The organism is Paenibacillus sp. FSL H8-0104, from assembly GCF_038050215.1.
GTDB classification, from domain to species: domain Bacteria; phylum Bacillota; class Bacilli; order Paenibacillales; family Paenibacillaceae; genus Paenibacillus; species Paenibacillus amylolyticus.
Map to the genome: position 1 here is coordinate 1371680 of NZ_JBBOTC010000001.1, position 18057 is coordinate 1389736.

The window sequence follows — 18057 nt, forward strand, 5'->3', positions numbered from 1 at the left end:
AGCAGGTCACAACAATGTTATTTCAGAAGTCACCAACGCTTATATAGCTGGTGAAACAAACGGCTATAATGGTAATTAATGGTGGAACTTACACTGAAATACACCATGGGAAGGAGCGATATAAACTTGCAGTCCAGAGTAATGCATACGGAATATTGATGAAGAGGAGATGAATAGTTGAACATGAAGGGGAGCTGGTGGAGACGAGTCGCTATGATCGCGTTATCGGCAGGATTACTGGCAGGGAGTTTATCGATGGGCACAGGAATTCGTAAGGCGGATGCGGCCGCTGGAAATCAGAACTATGCTGAAGCACTGCAAAAGGCCATTTACTTCTATGAGGCACAGCGCTCGGGTCCGTTGCCAGCGAGTAATCGGGTCGAATGGCGTGGTAATTCGGGCATGCAGGATGGAGCTGATGTAGGTGTTGATCTGACCGGAGGATGGTATGATGCCGGAGATCACGTGAAGTTTGGTTTTCCGATGGCTGCTTCCGCAACGATGCTCGCCTGGTCTGTCGTGGAATACAGTGACGGATATGAACAGGCCGGACAACTGGAGGAGATCAAGGATAATATCCGATGGGCGACCGACTATTTTATGAAAGCGCATACGAAACCAAATGAATTATGGGGACAAGTGGGGGCAGGTAATACCGACCATGCCTGGTGGGGACCCGCAGAAGTCATGCAGATGAACCGTCCTTCGTTCAAGATTGATGCTTCATGCCCGGGCAGTGATCTGGCGGCAGAAACGGCTGCAGCGCTGGCAGCGTCATCGATTGTATTTGCAGATGATGATCCGGCATATTCGGCCAGACTGCTTCAACATGCGAAAGAGCTGTACAACTTCGCAGATACATATCGGGGGGAATACACCGATTGTATCACTGATGCTGCAGCGTTTTATAATTCGTGGACAGGATACGAAGACGAGTTGGCATGGGGTGGCGCATGGCTTTATTTAGCTACTAATGATAGCGCTTACTTGTCCAAAGCCATTGCAGCTACGGACCGGTGGTCTTCTAGCGGAGGCTCAGCCAATTGGCCTTATACCTGGACACAAGGTTGGGACAGTAAACATTATGGTGCCCAGATTCTGCTTGCCCGTATTACGTCCAGTTTGAACATGCCGGAGGCGACAAGATTTATTCAGTCGACTGAGCGCAATCTGGATTATTGGACGGTTGGAGTCAATGGGACACGAGTCAAGTATACGCCAGGAGGTCTGGCGTGGCTGGATCAGTGGGGATCGCTCCGATATGCAGCGAATGCATCCTTTATTTCTTTTGTATACTCCGACTGGGTCAGTGATCCTGTGAAAAAGTCAAGATATCAGGATTTTGCTGTCTCACAGATGAATTATATTCTGGGCGATAATCCGCGTCAGAGCAGTTATGTGGTCGGATATGGGCAAAATGCACCTCAACATCCGCATCATCGGACCGCTCACAGTTCATGGCTGAATAACGAAGATATCCCGGCTAACCATCGCCACATTCTGTATGGTGCCATGGTCGGTGGCCCGAATGCATCGGATGGATATACCGATGATATCGGGGATTACGTGAGCAATGAGGTCGCAACCGATTACAATGCTGGTTTTACCGGCGCACTGGCAAAGATGAATTTGCTATTTGGTCAGAATCATCAGCCCCTGGCGAACTTCCCTGCACCTGAGGTGAAGGGAGATGAGTTCTTTGTGGAGGCTGCGATCAAATCATCAGGTGCCAATTATACGGAAATCAGAGCACAGCTTAATAATCGTTCCGCTTGGCCTGCCCGAATGGGAGATCAACTTTCTTTTAAGTATTTCCTGGATCTGAGTGAAGTGTATGCTGCCGGACGTACGGTATCGGACGTGCAAGTGACAACCTCCTATACGGAGGGGGCGACGGTATCCCAACCAGTTGTGGTGAATGCAGCCCAGCATATCTATGCCATTACGGCGAACTTCGGTAATACCAAGATCTATCCAGGTGGGGAAGGAAATTATCGTAAAGAAGTACAGTTCCGCATTACAGGCCCACAGGGTGCATGGAATGCCAGCAATGATCATTCGTTCCAGACGCTGACCACAGGCACTCCTGTGAAGAGCATATACCTTCCAGTCTATGATGCAGGTGTGAAGGTGTATGGACAGGAGCCTGGTGTTACACCAGTCACTGTCCCAGCCGCACCCGCTGGCGTGCAGGCTGTAGCGGGAAGCAGTCAGGTTAACCTGACCTGGGCCGCTGTATCCGGGGCCGAATCGTATACGGTGAAGCGCTCCGAGGTGAGTGGAGGACCATATACAACTGTTGCAACAGGGGTTAATGGATTGACCTACACAAACACGGGACTGACCAACGGGACGGCTTATTATTATGTAGTGACTGCTGTGAATTCAGCAGGGGAATCATCGGGTTCTGTACAGGTGTCGGCTACCCCGCAAGCAGCTTCGACGGTGCCGGGAGCACTGACTTTAAGTGGGGCAGCTGGTAATGCGCAGTCGGTCCTGACATGGACAGCAGCCTCGGGCGCGTCTAGCTATAAGGTACAACGTTCGGTGGCAGGTGGGGCATATGCAGATGTGGCAACCGGATTGTCCGTGTTGACTTACACCGATACAACAGCGCTGAATGGCACCACGTACAATTACCGGATTGCAGCCGTGAATGCGAACGGACAGACACTGTCCAATGTCCTGGCACTAACGCCTTCTGCACCTCCGGTGACGACCGGTACACTCGAAGTGCAGTACCGCAGCGGAGGGTCAGGGAATTCAAGTAATGCGGCGACTCCGCAGTTCAACGTGAAGAATACCGGAACACAGGCGATTGATCTCAGTACCGTGAAGATCCGATATTATTTCACCAAGGATGGTGCGGATCAAATGACCTTCTGGTGTGATTATGCCGAGATGGGCACGGCCAATGTTGAAGGTACATTTGTCGCAGTGAATCCGGCGAAGGGTACCGCAGATACGTATCTGGAGATTAGCTTCAAGTCCGGAGCAGGCAGTTTGGCCGCTGGAGCAGAGACCGGCGTGATTCAAGCACGCTTTTCCAAAAATAACTGGAGCAATTTCGATCTAAGTAATGATTATTCCTATGATGCTTCCAAGACGGCTTTTGCCGCATGGAACAAGGTAACCGGGTATCAGGGAAACACCAAAGTATGGGGCTTGGAGCCGTAACTGGCTGAATCATAAGCAGAAGAGCAGCATGGACAGACCAACAGCAATTATATTCAATTTCCACTATTCCAGGGAGGTATATATTAATGTTGAAATCAGCTGCGAAAAAAAGTTTAACAGCCATGCTGGCGGGAACCGTCATGTTGACCGGATACACCGGACTCTGGGCAGGGCCGCAAACAGCACATGCCGCAGATCAGGCCATCGAGATTCAGGCAGACAGCATTAATGAAGCCCGGTTTTTGCAATTATATGATCAGTTGAAAGATCCGGCGAACGGATATTTTTCGCCAGAGGGTCTACCGTATCATTCCATTGAGACCCTGTTGAGTGAGGCCCCGGATTATGGTCATATGACGACGTCAGAGGCATACAGTTACTGGCTGTGGTTGGAAACTATGTATGGCCACTACACGGGAGACTGGTCCCAACTGGAAGCAGCTTGGGACAGTATGGAGAAATACATTATCCCGGTCAACGAAGGTGACGGCAAGGAAGAGCAGCCTACGATGAGCTCATACAACCCGAACAGCCCTGCTACGTATGCAGCGGAAAAACCTTTTCCTGATCAATATCCATCGCCACTTAATGGTCAATATGCAGCGGGTAAAGACCCGATTGATGCTGAACTTAAGGCGACCTATGGTAACAATCAGACCTATCTCATGCACTGGCTGGTCGATGTGGATGACTGGTATGGATATGGAAACCTGTTGAATCCATCACATACGGCTACCTATGTGAACACGTTCCAGCGTGGGGAGCAGGAGTCTGTGTGGGAAGCCATTCCGCATCCATCTCAGGATGATAAATCTTTTGGTAAGGCAAACGAAGGCTTCATGAGCTTGTTCACAAAGGAAACTCAGGTACCGTCAGCGCAATGGCGTTACACAAACGCAACGGATGCCGATGCACGTGCAGTACAGGTGCTGTATTGGGCGAAGGAGATGGGATACAACAATCCGGAATATCTGGATAAAGCGAAGAAGATGGGGGACTATCTGCGCTACGGCATGTATGATAAATACTTCCAGAAAATTGGGAGTGCAAAGAACGGTACACCAACTCCGGGTACAGGCAAGGATTCCAACATGTATCTCATGGCTTGGTATACGTCTTGGGGAGGTGGCTTGGGTCAAGGTGGGGATTGGGCTTGGCGCATTGGAGCGAGCCATACCCATCAGGCTTATCAAAACCCGGTTGCAGCGTATGCTTTGTCTGATCCGGCTGGCGGCTTGATTCCGGAATCAGCAACAGCGAAGGCAGATTGGAATGCGACGTTGAAACGTCAGTTGGAATTCTACACTTGGCTACAATCCCATGAAGGAGCCATCGGCGGGGGAGCAACGAACAGTCTGGATGGTTCATACAAAGCCTATCCGGCAGGCGTAAGTACATTCTATGACATGGCTTATCAGGAGGCACCTGTATATCGTGATCCGGATTCCAACACCTGGTTTGGATTCCAGGCATGGCCGCTGGAGCGTGTAGCCGAGATGTATTATATTCTTGCGGAGAGCGGGGACTTGACCTCTGAGAACTTCCAGATGGCCAAGAAGGTAATCACGAAGTGGATCGACTGGAGTAAGGATTATGTATTTGTAGGTGAGCGTCCGGTGACGGATGCGCAAGGGTATTATCTGAATTCGGCTGGACAGCGCATTTTGGGAGGAACTAATGTTCAGGTAGCAACAACGCCGGCGCCGGGAGAGTTCTGGATTCCGGGTGGTCAGGAATGGCAGGGTCAACCGGACAAGTGGAATGGATTCAGTTCGTTTACGGAAAATCCGAACTTCCGTGTAACGACCAAAGATCCAGTGCAGGACACAGGAGTTCTGGGAAGTTACGTTAAAGCTCTGACCTTCTTCGCAGCCGGAACACAGGCAGAGAACGGTACACTTAGCGCGGAAGGCCAAGAAGCCAAGGATCTGGCTGAGGCTCTGTTGAATACAGCTTGGGATTACAATGATGGTGTGGGGATTGTTACAGAAGAAGAACGTAAAGACTACTTCCGCTTCTTTGCCAAAGAGATCTATATCCCGGCGAACTGGTCTGGAACCTTTGGTCAAGGCAATACAATTCCAGGTACAGCAGGTGTACCTTCCGATCCGGCAAAAGGTGGCAATGGCGTATACATTGGATACTCCGATCTGCGTCCAGCTATCAAGCAAGATCCGGCATGGGCTTACCTGGATAATATGTACAAAACGTCATATAACACAACCACGAAACAGTGGGAAAACGGTGCACCTACCTTTACGTATCACCGGTTCTGGTCACAGGTGGATATGGCTACAGCGTACGGCGAGTATGATCGTCTCCTCGGAGATTCGAATAGTCCGGAAGTGGAAGTACCCGCTGCTCCTGCTGGCGTAACAGCAACTGGAGGAAGTGAGCAAGTGGTTCTGAATTGGAACGCAGCCGCTGGTGCAGCCTCGTATACTGTGAAACGTGCAGCGGTGAATGGTGGTCCTTATACGTCTGTAGCGACAGGGGTTACAGGATCAACATTCACGGATACAGGCTTGACCAACGGCACAACGTATTATTATGTCATCACTGCGGTGAATGCCGTAGGTGAGTCTGCACCGTCGACACAGGCATCTGCAACGCCACTCGCAGGTACCGTTGTGCCAGGCGTATTCAACCTCACTGGAACGGCTGGCGATGCCCAGGCGATACTGACATGGACCGCATCAACTGGAGCAGCGAGTTATAAGGTACAACGTTCGGTAGGCACCGGAGCATATGCTGATCTGGCAACAGGTTTGACCGCACTGACGTATACCGACGCTACAGCGGTGAATGGTACGGCTTATAATTATAGAGTCGTAGCCATTAATACGAGTGGTCAGACGAATTCAAATGTATTGGTGTTGACCCCATTGGCACCTCCAGTTACAACGGGAACACTTGAAGTACAATACCGTAATGGAAGTTCAGGGGCTTCGGTCAATGCGATTACTCCACAATTTAATGTGAAGAATACAAGTACAACTGCTGTGGACTTGAGCAAAGTGAAGGTCCGGTATTATTTCACCAAGGATAGTGCCGCTGATCTGAGCTTCTGGTGTGATTATGCGCAGATTGGCAGTGGTAACGTGGAAGGGCATTTTGTTTCGATAGATCCGGCCAAGGGCACGGCAGATACGTATCTGGAGATTGGATTCAAAGCGGGTGCCGGCAGTTTGGCCGCGGGTGCCGAAACCGGAATCATCCAGGGACGTTTCTCGAAAAACAACTGGACGAATTTTGATCAAACGAATGATTATTCCTTTGATTCTACCCAATCGGCCTTCAGTGCCTGGACAAAAGTGACGGCTTATCAGGATGGCGCCAAGGTATGGGGAATTGAACCTTAAATGAGTTGATCGACCGATTGTAGAGTGATGTTACTCATCATACAGGTTAAGCCGGGGAGGAATCCCTGGCTTTTCTTGTTTTATGGAAAGCAAAAATGAAATTCGAAATAATCACCGGAAACTGCTGATAAATCGATCCGTATTGAGTCTGGAGGCAAAAATGTGAATTCGGTGAACGGTAATCGGCAAATGAATCATAGTAATGTTTACCATATTTGCGATTTTAATCATTAAAATATAGGTCATATGGCATATACCCTGAATGAGAAACGACCTAACTCTTTTATCGCGGTAAAATGAAGCATATCAAATAGTTACAATAATTTAACCTTTCAAAAAGAAGGGATCAGCAGTGAATTTTTCCAGCAGATTATGGACACACCCTGATACTTAGTGCTCAAGTTCGCCTATATCAATACAGGACTTTCGACTGATGAACGTTATGGATAGCCCGTTTACAATGGGGCAAGCCCGGGAGAACCAAGCCAGGTTAAAATTCTGTAACATCAGGGGGAACTCGACATCATGAACTGGAAAAAAACGATTATTACGGCAAGTGTCACAGCAACGATGCTGATGGGAAGTCTGACGACAGGAGCACTAACGGCACAGGTATCGGCAGCTGCTGTTAACAATTCACAAGTAAAAGTAATTTGGGGCGTAAACCTACGCACAACACCTTCTTCTTCTGCGAAGATTGTTCGCTTGGTCGCTAAAGGGGAAACGGTAACGGTGCTTCAGCAATCCGGTTCGGATTGGTATAAGATTAAGGATTCTGCTAACCGGACAGGCTACATATCTTCTTCATCCAAATACACACAAGCGATTAGTGGCGGCACAAGCGGATCGGGTTCGAATAGTGGTACATCGGTGACCGGCAATGCATCTGTAGAAAAAGTGATTGCAGCCGGAATGAAATATTTGGGAACACCTTATGAGTTCGGAGCCAGTCGTAACAGCACAGCTACTTTTGACTGTTCCAGCTTTGTACGCCAGGCCTTCATTGATGCACTGGGCATCAAGCTTCCAGCGGATTCCCGCAAACAGGGAGACTATGTAAAAGCCAAGGGTACAGTTCAGACGAACTGGAAAAACCTGAAACGCGGCGATCTGATGTATTTCATGTCGTATAAAGGCAGCTCTGCATCATCGTATTCGGGCGTGAATAAATCTAGCGCAACCATTACGCACACAGGGATTTACCTGGGCAACGGCAAGGTATTACATACGTATTCCAACGCTGGCGGTGGTGTAACAACTAGTGATATCTCCGGCAAACACTGGGAGTATCGCTTCCTGTTTGGTGGCAGTGCGCTGTAAGTTAGAACAAGAACTTTCTTAAATAATCTACGCATGTTCATATGCATACAAAACACCTCTCATTCTGCCTTTGACAGGCGACTGGGAGGTGTTTTGGTGTTATTTATTATTTTGAAGAACTCAATCGTGATAGTACAGCCGGAACAGGATATCCTGATTGTAGTTGCCGAATCCCTCGCCATATAAGGTAAGCCCGCCCACATGCTGAGCATCTTCCTCCACCGAAAGACGAAGAGTCCATTGGTTGCGTTCGACCGGGATATCTGCGAGTGTAATGTCGGATAGATGTTGTCCATCAATAAACGTACCCTCATTGGTAATTCGCAGTACCTTGAGCATGCCGTACTGATTGACACTGTCACTCCACCATTCCGGGGTGAACATGCCACGTCCGTTGCCTGAATCTCCAGGGCTTGTCCATTCCCCTAATCGGATGCCATTCAGCATGAATGTAATATCCGAGGGCCAATTCGGATTCACCGAAGGGGCTTCTGATCCGATCTCAAGGGACAATTCAATGGCATTGATATGCTGTCCGGATAAGATATAGTTTGGAATTTTGTACTCCACAAATCCACGGCCAAACCACAGAATATGGGCATGCATCCGCTCGGGGTCAAGAAAATAACGAGGGTCATCATACTGACCGATAACATGATTGGACGTAGCCAGACCACATGTCGGATAGACGTCAAAGTGGGTGTAGTGTCCCACAGGGACGGAAACCTCATGGAGCTTGCGGGCTGTCCCGCTTTCTTGGGGCATGGAGATGCCAATCCAGTCTACAGCAAGGCTGTTCATTTTATGTGTGCCGCCGTCTTTGCGTATCATTTTGGACTGAATAATGCCCACATCCTGAAGTTTGCGGACATGCATGGTCACGATGGCACTACTCAGACCCAGTGAAGCAGCAAGGTCTTTCACATTCATCGGACTCTCTGCAACAAGGCGGATGATCTGTAGACGGACTTCACTGGCAAGTGCTTCATATAGGGGTAGCCATTCGGCATCGGTATTTGCTCTGATCACAGTTGTTCCTCCATTTTATCTGTATAGAATTAAGTTAAACATAAATTCAGTAAAAAGAATAACATTTTGCAAAATTCAGGTTGAAATTAAGACTATAATCGATTTTAATATAAATATGAACGTTGATCCATAGAATATCAATTAATTTTTATATTAATCTTAGGGAGTTGAAATTCATTATGGAAAAAGCAAAAATGACGGTAGATAAAGATTTTACTATTGGTGTAGTGGATAAGCGATTGTACGGATCATTTATTGAGCATTTGGGACGTGCAGTCTATGGCGGGATTTACGAGCCGGGGCATCCATCAGCGAATGAACAGGGTTTCCGCACTGATGTGCTGGAGATGGTCAAAGAGTTGAATGTACCGATTGTACGTTATCCTGGAGGTAATTTTGTATCCGGTTACAATTGGGAAGATTCGGTTGGACCTGTGTCAGAACGCAAACGCAGACTGGAACTGGCCTGGAGAACGATTGAGACCAATGAATTTGGCTTCAACGAATTCGTGGACTGGGCAAAACAGGCTAATTCTGAAGTGATGATGGCGGTCAATCTGGGAACACGGGGTACGGATGCAGCTCGCAACATTGTAGAGTACAGCAACCATCCGGAAGGTTCGTACTATAGTGATCTTCGCATCAAGCATGGATACAAGCAGCCACATGCGATCAAAACATGGTGTCTGGGCAACGAGATGGATGGTCCTTGGCAGATTGGTCACAAAACGGCAGATGAGTATGGACGGTTAGCCGTTGAAGCGGCAAAAGTCATGAAGTGGACGGATCCGACGATTGAGCTGGTAGCCTGCGGAAGTTCGAATCTGAATATGCCATCGTTCCCGGAATGGGAAGCAACGGTGCTGGATCATACGTATGATCACGTGGAGTATCTGTCCTTGCATCAATACTACGGCAATCAAGAGCAAGATACGCCAACGTTCCTGGCACGCTCGCTTGAAATGGATCGTTTTATCGATACCGTGAAGGCGACTTGTGATTATATCAAAGCGAAGAAACGTAGCAAAAAGACGATGTATCTGTCCTTCGATGAGTGGAATGTATGGTATCACTCCAATGAAAATGATTCGAAGATGGACCCTTGGCAGATTGCTCCGCCACAGCTGGAGGATATCTACAATCATGAGGATGCGCTGCTTGTTGGTTGTATGTTGATCAGTATGCTCAAACATGCGGATCGGGTTAAAATGGCCTGTCTGGCACAACTCGTTAACGTGATTGCGCCGATCATGACAGATACGGGTGGTGGTTCATGGAGACAGACAATCTTCTATCCATTCATGCATACGTCCCTCTTCGGGCGTGGAACAGCATTGGTGCCATTGATCCAGTCTCCAAAATACGATACAAAACAAATCACAGATGTACCTTATCTGGAAGCTATTGCGGTTCATAACGAAGAGCAGGGTGAAGTGACTGTATTTGCAGTCAACCGTCATCTGGAAGAATCCCTTCCGCTCGAGGTGGACCTGCGCAGCTTCGGGAAGTGTACCGTGATCGAGCATATCGTGCTGGAAAGTGATGATCTCAAAGCATCTAATACGGCAGCACAACCAAACCGCGTTGCTCCTCATAATCGCGGGGGTGCAGTTGTATCTGATACTCTGATTACGGCGAGCTTGGCAAAAGCATCATGGAACGTGATCCGTTTGAAATTGCAGTAATGGATTAGCATAAAGGGATGGGACACGTGGGAGCGCAATGGCAGGCTTGATGCCTGAGAGGGAAGCCAGCGGCTCAGAGGATCAGCGTGTTCCTTCAATCAAAAAAGCTGGGTGCGAGTTCATCGCATCCAGCTTTTTCCGTTGTATTTTATAGGGAAAGGGAAGGCATGGGGGACATGAGTGATGATGTGGCAGACAAGATAGCATATGAGTTAGGTAATGGTGTGTGTTGAAAATGAAGTGCAAAGTCCTGTCATACGCATACGCGCTAACGAACCTGGGACACCTTATTGTGCCGATTATCGTTATAGTAGATATTTAACGAATCTGAGACACGGTATCCTGGCAAAATGATGGATAAATCTCGGTAAAAGCATGCCCAGAGCGGAAATAACATGTCTAGGATTCGTTAGGATATCAGATTAGCTGAAAACAGACTAATAACGTGTGCTGAGTTCGTTACAATCCACCCACCTGTGTGAAAAGTTTATTTCTCTTCCGCTTTGATTCAGCGTAGCTTCCGCTTCAATTTAAAACTCAAAACTTTCGCCATCACGTGGAATGAGCACCTGACCATCCATCTGCTCGGATGCCAGATAAGTCGCAAGATCCGTACGAGACATCACACAATGGTTAATCGCATCCATGTGCACAGCGATGACATGAGCAGATGGCGCATGGCGCTTCACGGCGACAACGTCAGGCCCGTCCATCGTAATGGGATCACCCTCCACGAAGCGTGCACCTCCGGCATTCACGATAATGACTTCAGGCGTATATTGGCGGATGGCCTCAGCAGGTTCTTCACACCAGATGGTATCCCCCGCAATATAGGTGACAGGTTCTCCATCTGCTTCAAGTACGAAACCGGACACCTTGCCCATACGTTCACCGATTTCACCTGTGCCATGATGCCCGGATGTACGGGCGAATCGGACAGAGTGATGCTCATGTTTTTCATCTACAGCTGTTACATTTGTGAATCCAGCCTCCAGAAATACATTCTCGTCCCCAGGCTGGCAGATCAGGGGAATGTCTTTGCCAAGTTGTTTCGCCGCGGCTTCATCCCAGTGGTCCACATGGGTGTGTGTCACGATCAACAGATCCGGATTCAGATAATCCGTTTCGAGTTCAGGCAGACCGACTCTCGGGTTACGTAGCTCATTCGGTGTGTTCGGGAATGCAGGCATGACTTCAGCATCCATCAGCATCGGATCAACGAGAATGTTCAGCCCTCCGTATTCCAGCCACAGTGTAGCATTGCGAATCAATTGGATTTTCATTATATTTGCACTCCTTCGAGTTGTTTAATAGTATTACCCTATATGGTATACAACCCGTTTAACGGCGTACATAACATGATGAATGGAATTAGGCCACGCTAATTTCACCGTGAAAGGATTGCTGAAGCAAGATGAATGAAATGATAGATGACACGGATATACGTATTTTGCAGATTCTGATTCAGGATGCCAAACGTTCTCACAAAGAGATCGGTGAAGAGGTTCATCTCACGGGACAGGCGGTTGGTGCAAGAGTGCGCAAGCTGCAAGATCTGGGTGTAATAGAAGGGTACACGGTAAAATGGAACCCGGAACGCCTTGGCCTCGGCCTACAGGCCTTTGTCACAGTTTTCTTGAACTCCGGCGACAGACATGCCGCCTTTCGTACATTCATTGCTGAACGTGAGGACATCGTTGAAGTCCATCGCGTCAGCGGAGAAGGCTGCTATCTGATGAGAGTGCAGACTGGCACCACAGAGCAGCTTGGCCAACTGCTTGAAGCATTACTGCCCTACGGCAATTACAAAGTCAGCCTGTCCATAGGTGTAGAGAAATCACAGTGATGTGTGGGGAGCTTGTCCTCATCCATCCCGGTACTCAACGATCCTGTTTCTGTTCCTGCAAAGTCTCCTGAAGCAAAGTCACAGCCTGGTTCAGCTCTTTTTTGCTCAGCAGATGATCTGTCTGAATATGAGACCGTGTGCCGTCCTTTAAGTACAGGACAAACATGGGAGAAGCGGACAGGAGCCACTTGCTGCGGGCAGGTGAGGCGAGTTCGACTTTGCGAATCTGGCTCCAAGCAATCTTACGTTTGCCCGTGCTTAACGCATCATCATCCCAGGATAACAACACGGCAGGGGTCTTGGTTAGTCGTGACACAAACATGAAGAACAGCGGTCCGATCAACCACATACCCAGCACGGCTGCAATGGAATAGTATATTGTCTCCAGTCTTTCGGCTTGTCCGTCCACGATGATCCATAATAAGCTCACGCACAAGAGAAGGAAAAGGAAGCATAGACTTCCCTTCCATAGAGCTGTGCTGCGTTGGTAACGAATCTGCTGATGGTCACGCTTGGGTGTTTCGGGTTGTTGCATAGATGTTCCTCCTAATTAACAATGCTGATCGATATGCCAAACGTGCCGCCTGCATGAGCAGAGCGGCATGTTCAACGTTCTGTATTTACTATAACTCAGGTTCATTACCCTGATATAGCTGAATTTTTACCTGCATCACGCGCATGGGTGTACAAGTCTGCATATACACCGTTGGCTGCAATTAGTTCCTGGTGCGGTCCTTCCTCCACAATCTCACCATTCTCCATCACCAGAATTCGATCGGCATGCATCACTGTGGACAGGCGATGAGCAATGACAATGGTGGTGCGTCCCTGGGATACCGATTCCAACGCCTGCTGAACAAGCTGTTCCGTGTGTGAGTCCAGATTGGCGGTTGCCTCATCCAGGATGAGTACTCGGGGCTGGAACACCACGATTCGGGCAAATGAAATCAACTGCCGCTCCCCAGCGGATAGTCCGCTTCCGCGTTCGGATAGATGTGTATCATATCCGTGAGGCAAACGTGAAATCATCGCATGTGCTCCGACAAACCGGCAGGCCTCAATCGCCTGCTCTCGCGTAATATCCTCACGAAACATCCTCACATTATCAATAATGGAACCGGAGAACAGGAAGGGTTCCTGTTGAATCAGACCCACGATCCGATGAAGCTTAGCCTGCGGCAGATGCCGGATATCAGTACCATCAATCTCGATACTGCCCTTGTCTACATCATAGAAGCGATTGAGCAGGGAGATCAGTGTGCTTTTTCCAGCGCCTGTTGTGCCTACAATACCTACCATTTCACCCGGATAGAGGTGCAGGTTCATCTGTTGGATCAAGGGCCGGTCTGCCCGATAACCAAACGACACATCGTTAAAATCAATCTGGCCCATCACATTTTGTGGTTCCAGCGAGGAGGCCATCACGGGTTTGGGATCGGCAACTTCAGGTCGTGTATTCAGAATGTTCCAGATGCGATCCATCGAAACGGTAGTAGACTGGAATGTATTCCATTGCATCGTAATCTGGTTAATCGGTTGAAAGAACTGACGAATATAGCTGATAAACGCATACAATACCCCGACTTGCAGGGACTCACCAAGTACGGCGCGACCTCCAAGCCAGACCATCATAACCAGTGCCGCATTACCAAGGATATCAAACGTCCGGTTGAAGATAACATTGGAGCGGGCTTGAGCAATGTTGGCTTTCAGGTGAAGTGCGTTCTGTTCCGAGAAACGTTTCTTCTGTTCTTCCTCTTGGTGAAAAGCCTGAATCAGGAACATGCCGGACAGGTTCTCCGCCGTAAATGCGATCAGACGGGAAAGACGCGTACGGGCATTTTGATAAGCTTTTCGCAGTCGACTACGGAATAACACTGCAATTACCGCAATAACAGGCAGAACGATCAGGGAGTATGTCGCCAGCACAGGATCAAGTTGGAACATAAAAACGATAATGAGCACCAGCATCATACCATCCCGAATCAGACTGAGCAGTACTTGAGTGAAAAAGCTGCTGATGGTCTCCGTATCACTGGATACGTTTGTAACCAGACTGCCGATATGAAAACGGTCAAAGAAGGACATGGACATCTTGGAAATATGCTTGAACAGGTCCTTTCTGATCCGGGATACAATGTTCTGACCCACATGCTGCAACAGATTATTCTGGATATAGGTGAAAATAAAACTGATGACAGCCAGCCCAAGAAAGATGGCTGCGAGCTGAACGAGAAAGCCCACACTGGTCTGGCCCACGGCCAGATGATCATCGATGGCGATCTTCACCAGATAGGGTTGCAGCAGATCTGCCGATATGCCAAGCAGTGAGCAGAAGAAGATACCGGCAAAAGCCCATTTATGCGGTTTGGCGTATGCCATCATGGCCTTAAACGAAGTTCGTTTACTCTGATCGGCCTCTGCATCTGGGTGAAGTTCAGCGTTAGTGTTAGACATGGTGTAATCCCTCCTCCTGCAAACGGTAGGTGGCCGCATATAACCCCTTGGCAGCCATCAACTGCGCATGTGTTCCCTGTTCAGCGACTCGCCCTTCATCCAGAACGATAATATCGTCCGCATGACGGACCGCGCTGATGCGATGAGAGATGATTAATGTAGTCTTGCCCTTGCCGATCTCACGCAGGCTACGCAGAATACCACTCTCGGTGACAGCATCAACCGCGCTCATGCTGTCATCCAGAATAAGTAACTGTGCTTGTTTGATCAGTCCTCTTGCAAGACTGGTTCGCTGACGCTGTCCACCAGACAAGGTGAGTCCACGTTCGCCAAGCAGTGTATCGAAGCGATCAGGAAAACGGACAATATTATCATAGATCATGGCTTGCCGTGCACTATGTTCCACTGTATCCAGCGATACTTCCCGGTCGCTAAATGCGATGTTATCTCGGATGGTGGTACTAAACAGGAATCCATCCTGAGGGACATAGGCGATGCGTGATCTTAGACTTTCCAGCGACAACTGCCGAATATCGGTACCATTGATGCGAATCGTTCCTTCAGGTGGTTCATATGTACGCAGCAATAGCTTAACGAGGGTACTTTTACCCGAGCCGGTCTTGCCTACAATACCGACCGTTCGCCCGGCACGGATATGGAGTTGAATGTTTTGGAGAGCAGGAGATGAACTGCCAGGATAGGAGAAGGTTAGATTCTCCATGGTGATATCTTGTACGGTTTGGAGCGATGTGGCTTCAGGAAGTTCACGCACATCCGCTACTTCGCTGAGCAGGTCATTCACCCGCTCCAGTGATGCGCCTGAGCGCTGAACGGTATTAATAACATTGCCGATCTGTTGAAGCGGTCCCATAATAATGCGCAGATATAAGGTTAAGGCGACAAAACTCCCGAGTGTAATAGAATTCTGCATGGTCATAATACCTCCGACAAGCAGAGAAACGACCAATGAGATGGCTCCCAGCAGCGGGAGCAAAGCCTGAAACAACGAAGACAGACGAACCAGACGAAGCTGCTTGCTCTTGATTGCATCGACGGTAGTTCCAAAGCGCGCACGAGCACTGTCTTCGATTGCAAATGTCTTGGTTACGCGAATGCCACCCAGCTGCTCTTCCGCAGATTCCGTCATGGTAGCAAGAGCTTCCTGCACGTCGCGAGAGCGCTTGCGAATCCGCGGACCAAAAAACACGACCAGAAATGGAATCGCCAGCAAAGGAACAACACTAATTAGAATGAGCGTCAACGGAATCCCGCTAAGCAGCATCATGACAATGCAGGACACCAGCAGGAAGGTGGCGTTGGTCATGAGTGTCACACCATTGGATATCGCTTCACGTACGGAAGTCACGTCATTCATGACATAACTGAGCAGTTTTCCGTTCCCCTGTTTGGAGAAATAATGTTCGCTAAGTTCGGAAAACTTACTGAATATACGCTCACGCGTCATGAATTCGAAGCGTCGACCGAGCTTCATAATCATGAATTGCCCAGTACCGAACAGCAGATTATACCCGATGGCAATAGCCAGAAGGGACAGGCTGTACCTTACGACCGTCTGCATCTGAAGAGAGTTCTGCATCAACTGATCCGTGAAGCTGCCGAGTATGCGGGGCAGGGATGCTTGCCCGACATTGGAGGCAATAATCAGAAGAACAGCAACCAGATAAACAGGCCAGTTCGACACAACATAACCGCGAAGTAATCCTTTCTTGGACATAAGCGTTGTTCTCCTTTTGTTATAGGTGAAGTCAGTTCAGGCAGGTGGAGTCAAGAAAAGGGCCGACACCTGTTATTAGCGCGTCGTGCCCTCTTACTGTATGCGATCCAGTTCGTTGTTTATCCGTCATCCGATAGATTTCTCTATTCTTATTTTTGCGCTAATCCGATGGGATGTCAACGAAGCCAGTTAGCAATAGCAGGTGGCCCCGATTAGTGACAGCGGAGAAGAGTTCTATGTCGTGTTCTCCTGTTGTATCCACCAGATGTCGAAATTACTGAAACATTTTCTAGGGATGCCCCGTCTGTAGGAATGAAGAGGTTAAAAATAGGCTTTACTAATCATATGGAGGTGCCAGGAAATGAAACATAAAAAAGGATTGGCCGCAACACTTGCGCTCTGCGTTTCTTTGACAGCAGGAGGTGCATCGGTATTTGCTTTCACAGATGTGAAGGATGAAGGTCAGAAGTCGGTTGTGGATTCATTGAAATCAAAAGGCATTGTTAACGGAGTAACAGCGGATCTGTTCCGTCCAGATCTTGCATTGTCCGAGCCACAGGGTGTTCAACTGATTGTGAATGCATTTGGTCTGAAAAATGAATTTGCGGAAGCATCCGCTCAGAATAAAATCAGTCCGGATACGTGGTATGCCGATGCGGTGCAGGCCGCTACTCAGAATGGACTGTCCATTCCGGTTGAAGTGAACCCGCAGGGCAAGATGACGCGTGAACTGTTTGTCATTTTGCTGAATGAAGGGATTAACACAACCGGGAATTATCCGGTCATCATGAAGTATAATCTTGTTAAGGACGAAAATAAAATCGGTAAGGACGCCATATCTGCAGTCCAGAACCTGCTGAACATGAACATCATTGAACTGGATAAGGACGGGAATTTCCGTCCAGATCAGTCGCTTACCCGTATGGAGGCTGCAAGCATGATCTTCAATGCACTTGAATTTGTGGATAAACACGGCAATGGCGGCTCGACAGAGCCAGCTCCAACCAATCCAGGTGAAGGCCAACAAGCGATTGTACCTGAAGTAACAACGACGAAGGTTGATGACAAAACAACCAAAGTTAAACTCAGTGCTGAAATGCCGCACCCTGGTTATGGATTGAAGATTGATGATGTGAAATTGGAGAAGGATGGACGCGCCATCGTGCTCTATTCCATTATTCAACCTGATCCAGACATGATGTATCCAATGGTTATCACAAATGTGACTGCAGAAACCGATATCCCAACAGGGTATACAGCAGAAGCTCAACCTTCTGGTAAGTAAATTATTCTTTGAGATATCAAACTTGCGCTAAGCACAACGTCAATGAACAGAATATAGCTTAACTTAAAAACCCACCCTTCATGCGTACATGGAGGGTGGGTTTTCGTTGATGGAGAGGACGACACCAATAACCAAGATCCAACTGATGCAAGGTGAGATAT

The 18057-nt window shown here is 48.5% G+C and carries 11 protein-coding genes; 6 read left to right on the plus strand and 5 right to left on the minus strand.

The window, feature by feature from the left end:
* Positions 1-183: 183 nt before the first annotated feature.
* The 3 genes from NST38_RS06060 (at position 184) to NST38_RS06070 (ending at position 7859) form a co-directional block, all read left to right on the plus strand.
* Positions 184-3177 (plus strand): glycoside hydrolase family 9 protein, encoded by a 2994-nt coding sequence (locus NST38_RS06060; RefSeq protein WP_083684505.1) that lies wholly within the window; start codon positions 184-186, stop codon positions 3175-3177.
* A gap of 86 nt (positions 3178-3263) precedes the next feature.
* Positions 3264-6539, plus strand: coding sequence for a glycoside hydrolase family 48 protein (locus tag NST38_RS06065; RefSeq protein WP_076251337.1), 3276 nt, complete (start codon positions 3264-3266; stop codon positions 6537-6539).
* Positions 6540-7064: 525 nt separating this feature from the next.
* The gene (locus NST38_RS06070; RefSeq protein ID WP_047841902.1) at positions 7065-7859 is read left to right on the plus strand and encodes a C40 family peptidase; all 795 of its coding nucleotides are present in this window, start codon (positions 7065-7067) and stop codon (positions 7857-7859) included.
* Between the two features lie 120 nt (positions 7860-7979).
* On the opposite strand, the gene NST38_RS06075 is transcribed toward NST38_RS06070, so the two are convergent.
* Entirely contained in the window at positions 7980-8885 is a 906-nt protein-coding gene (locus NST38_RS06075) for an ArsR/SmtB family transcription factor (protein WP_076251706.1), read from the minus strand.
* Between the two features lie 182 nt (positions 8886-9067).
* Here NST38_RS06075 and arfA point away from each other — a divergent pair, with 182 nt between their 5' ends.
* Complete coding sequence (gene arfA, locus NST38_RS06080; RefSeq protein WP_076251339.1) at positions 9068-10573, plus strand: arabinosylfuranosidase ArfA; 1506 nt, start codon at positions 9068-9070, stop codon at positions 10571-10573.
* Between the two features lie 530 nt (positions 10574-11103).
* Here arfA and NST38_RS06085 read toward each other — a convergent pair.
* The gene (locus NST38_RS06085; protein WP_076251341.1) at positions 11104-11856 is read right to left on the minus strand and encodes an MBL fold metallo-hydrolase; all 753 of its coding nucleotides are present in this window, start codon (positions 11854-11856) and stop codon (positions 11104-11106) included.
* A gap of 131 nt (positions 11857-11987) precedes the next feature.
* On the opposite strand from NST38_RS06085, the gene NST38_RS06090 reads away from it, so the two are divergent.
* Positions 11988-12419 (plus strand): Lrp/AsnC family transcriptional regulator, encoded by a 432-nt coding sequence (locus tag NST38_RS06090; RefSeq protein WP_036611514.1) that lies wholly within the window; start codon positions 11988-11990, stop codon positions 12417-12419.
* 34 nt (positions 12420-12453) lie between these two features.
* Here NST38_RS06090 and NST38_RS06095 read toward each other — a convergent pair whose 3' ends face one another.
* From NST38_RS06095 to NST38_RS06105, 3 genes are all read right to left on the minus strand, one after another.
* A complete protein-coding gene (locus NST38_RS06095; RefSeq protein ID WP_076251342.1) occupies positions 12454-12954 on the minus strand; it encodes a hypothetical protein in 501 nt (166 codons plus the stop codon).
* A 104-nt stretch (positions 12955-13058) separates the two neighbouring features.
* Positions 13059-14876: an ABC transporter ATP-binding protein gene (locus tag NST38_RS06100; protein ID WP_076251344.1), complete on the minus strand. Its 1818-nt coding sequence runs from the start codon at positions 14874-14876 to the stop codon at positions 13059-13061.
* Entirely contained in the window at positions 14869-16611 is a 1743-nt protein-coding gene (locus NST38_RS06105; RefSeq protein WP_076251346.1) for an ABC transporter ATP-binding protein, read from the minus strand. The genes NST38_RS06100 and NST38_RS06105 overlap by 8 nt, the downstream gene beginning before the upstream one ends.
* A gap of 361 nt (positions 16612-16972) precedes the next feature.
* Between NST38_RS06105 and NST38_RS06110 the strand changes: the two genes are divergently transcribed.
* Complete coding sequence (locus NST38_RS06110; RefSeq protein ID WP_076251348.1) at positions 16973-17896, plus strand: S-layer homology domain-containing protein; 924 nt, start codon at positions 16973-16975, stop codon at positions 17894-17896.
* Positions 17897-18057: the final 161 nt, after the last annotated feature.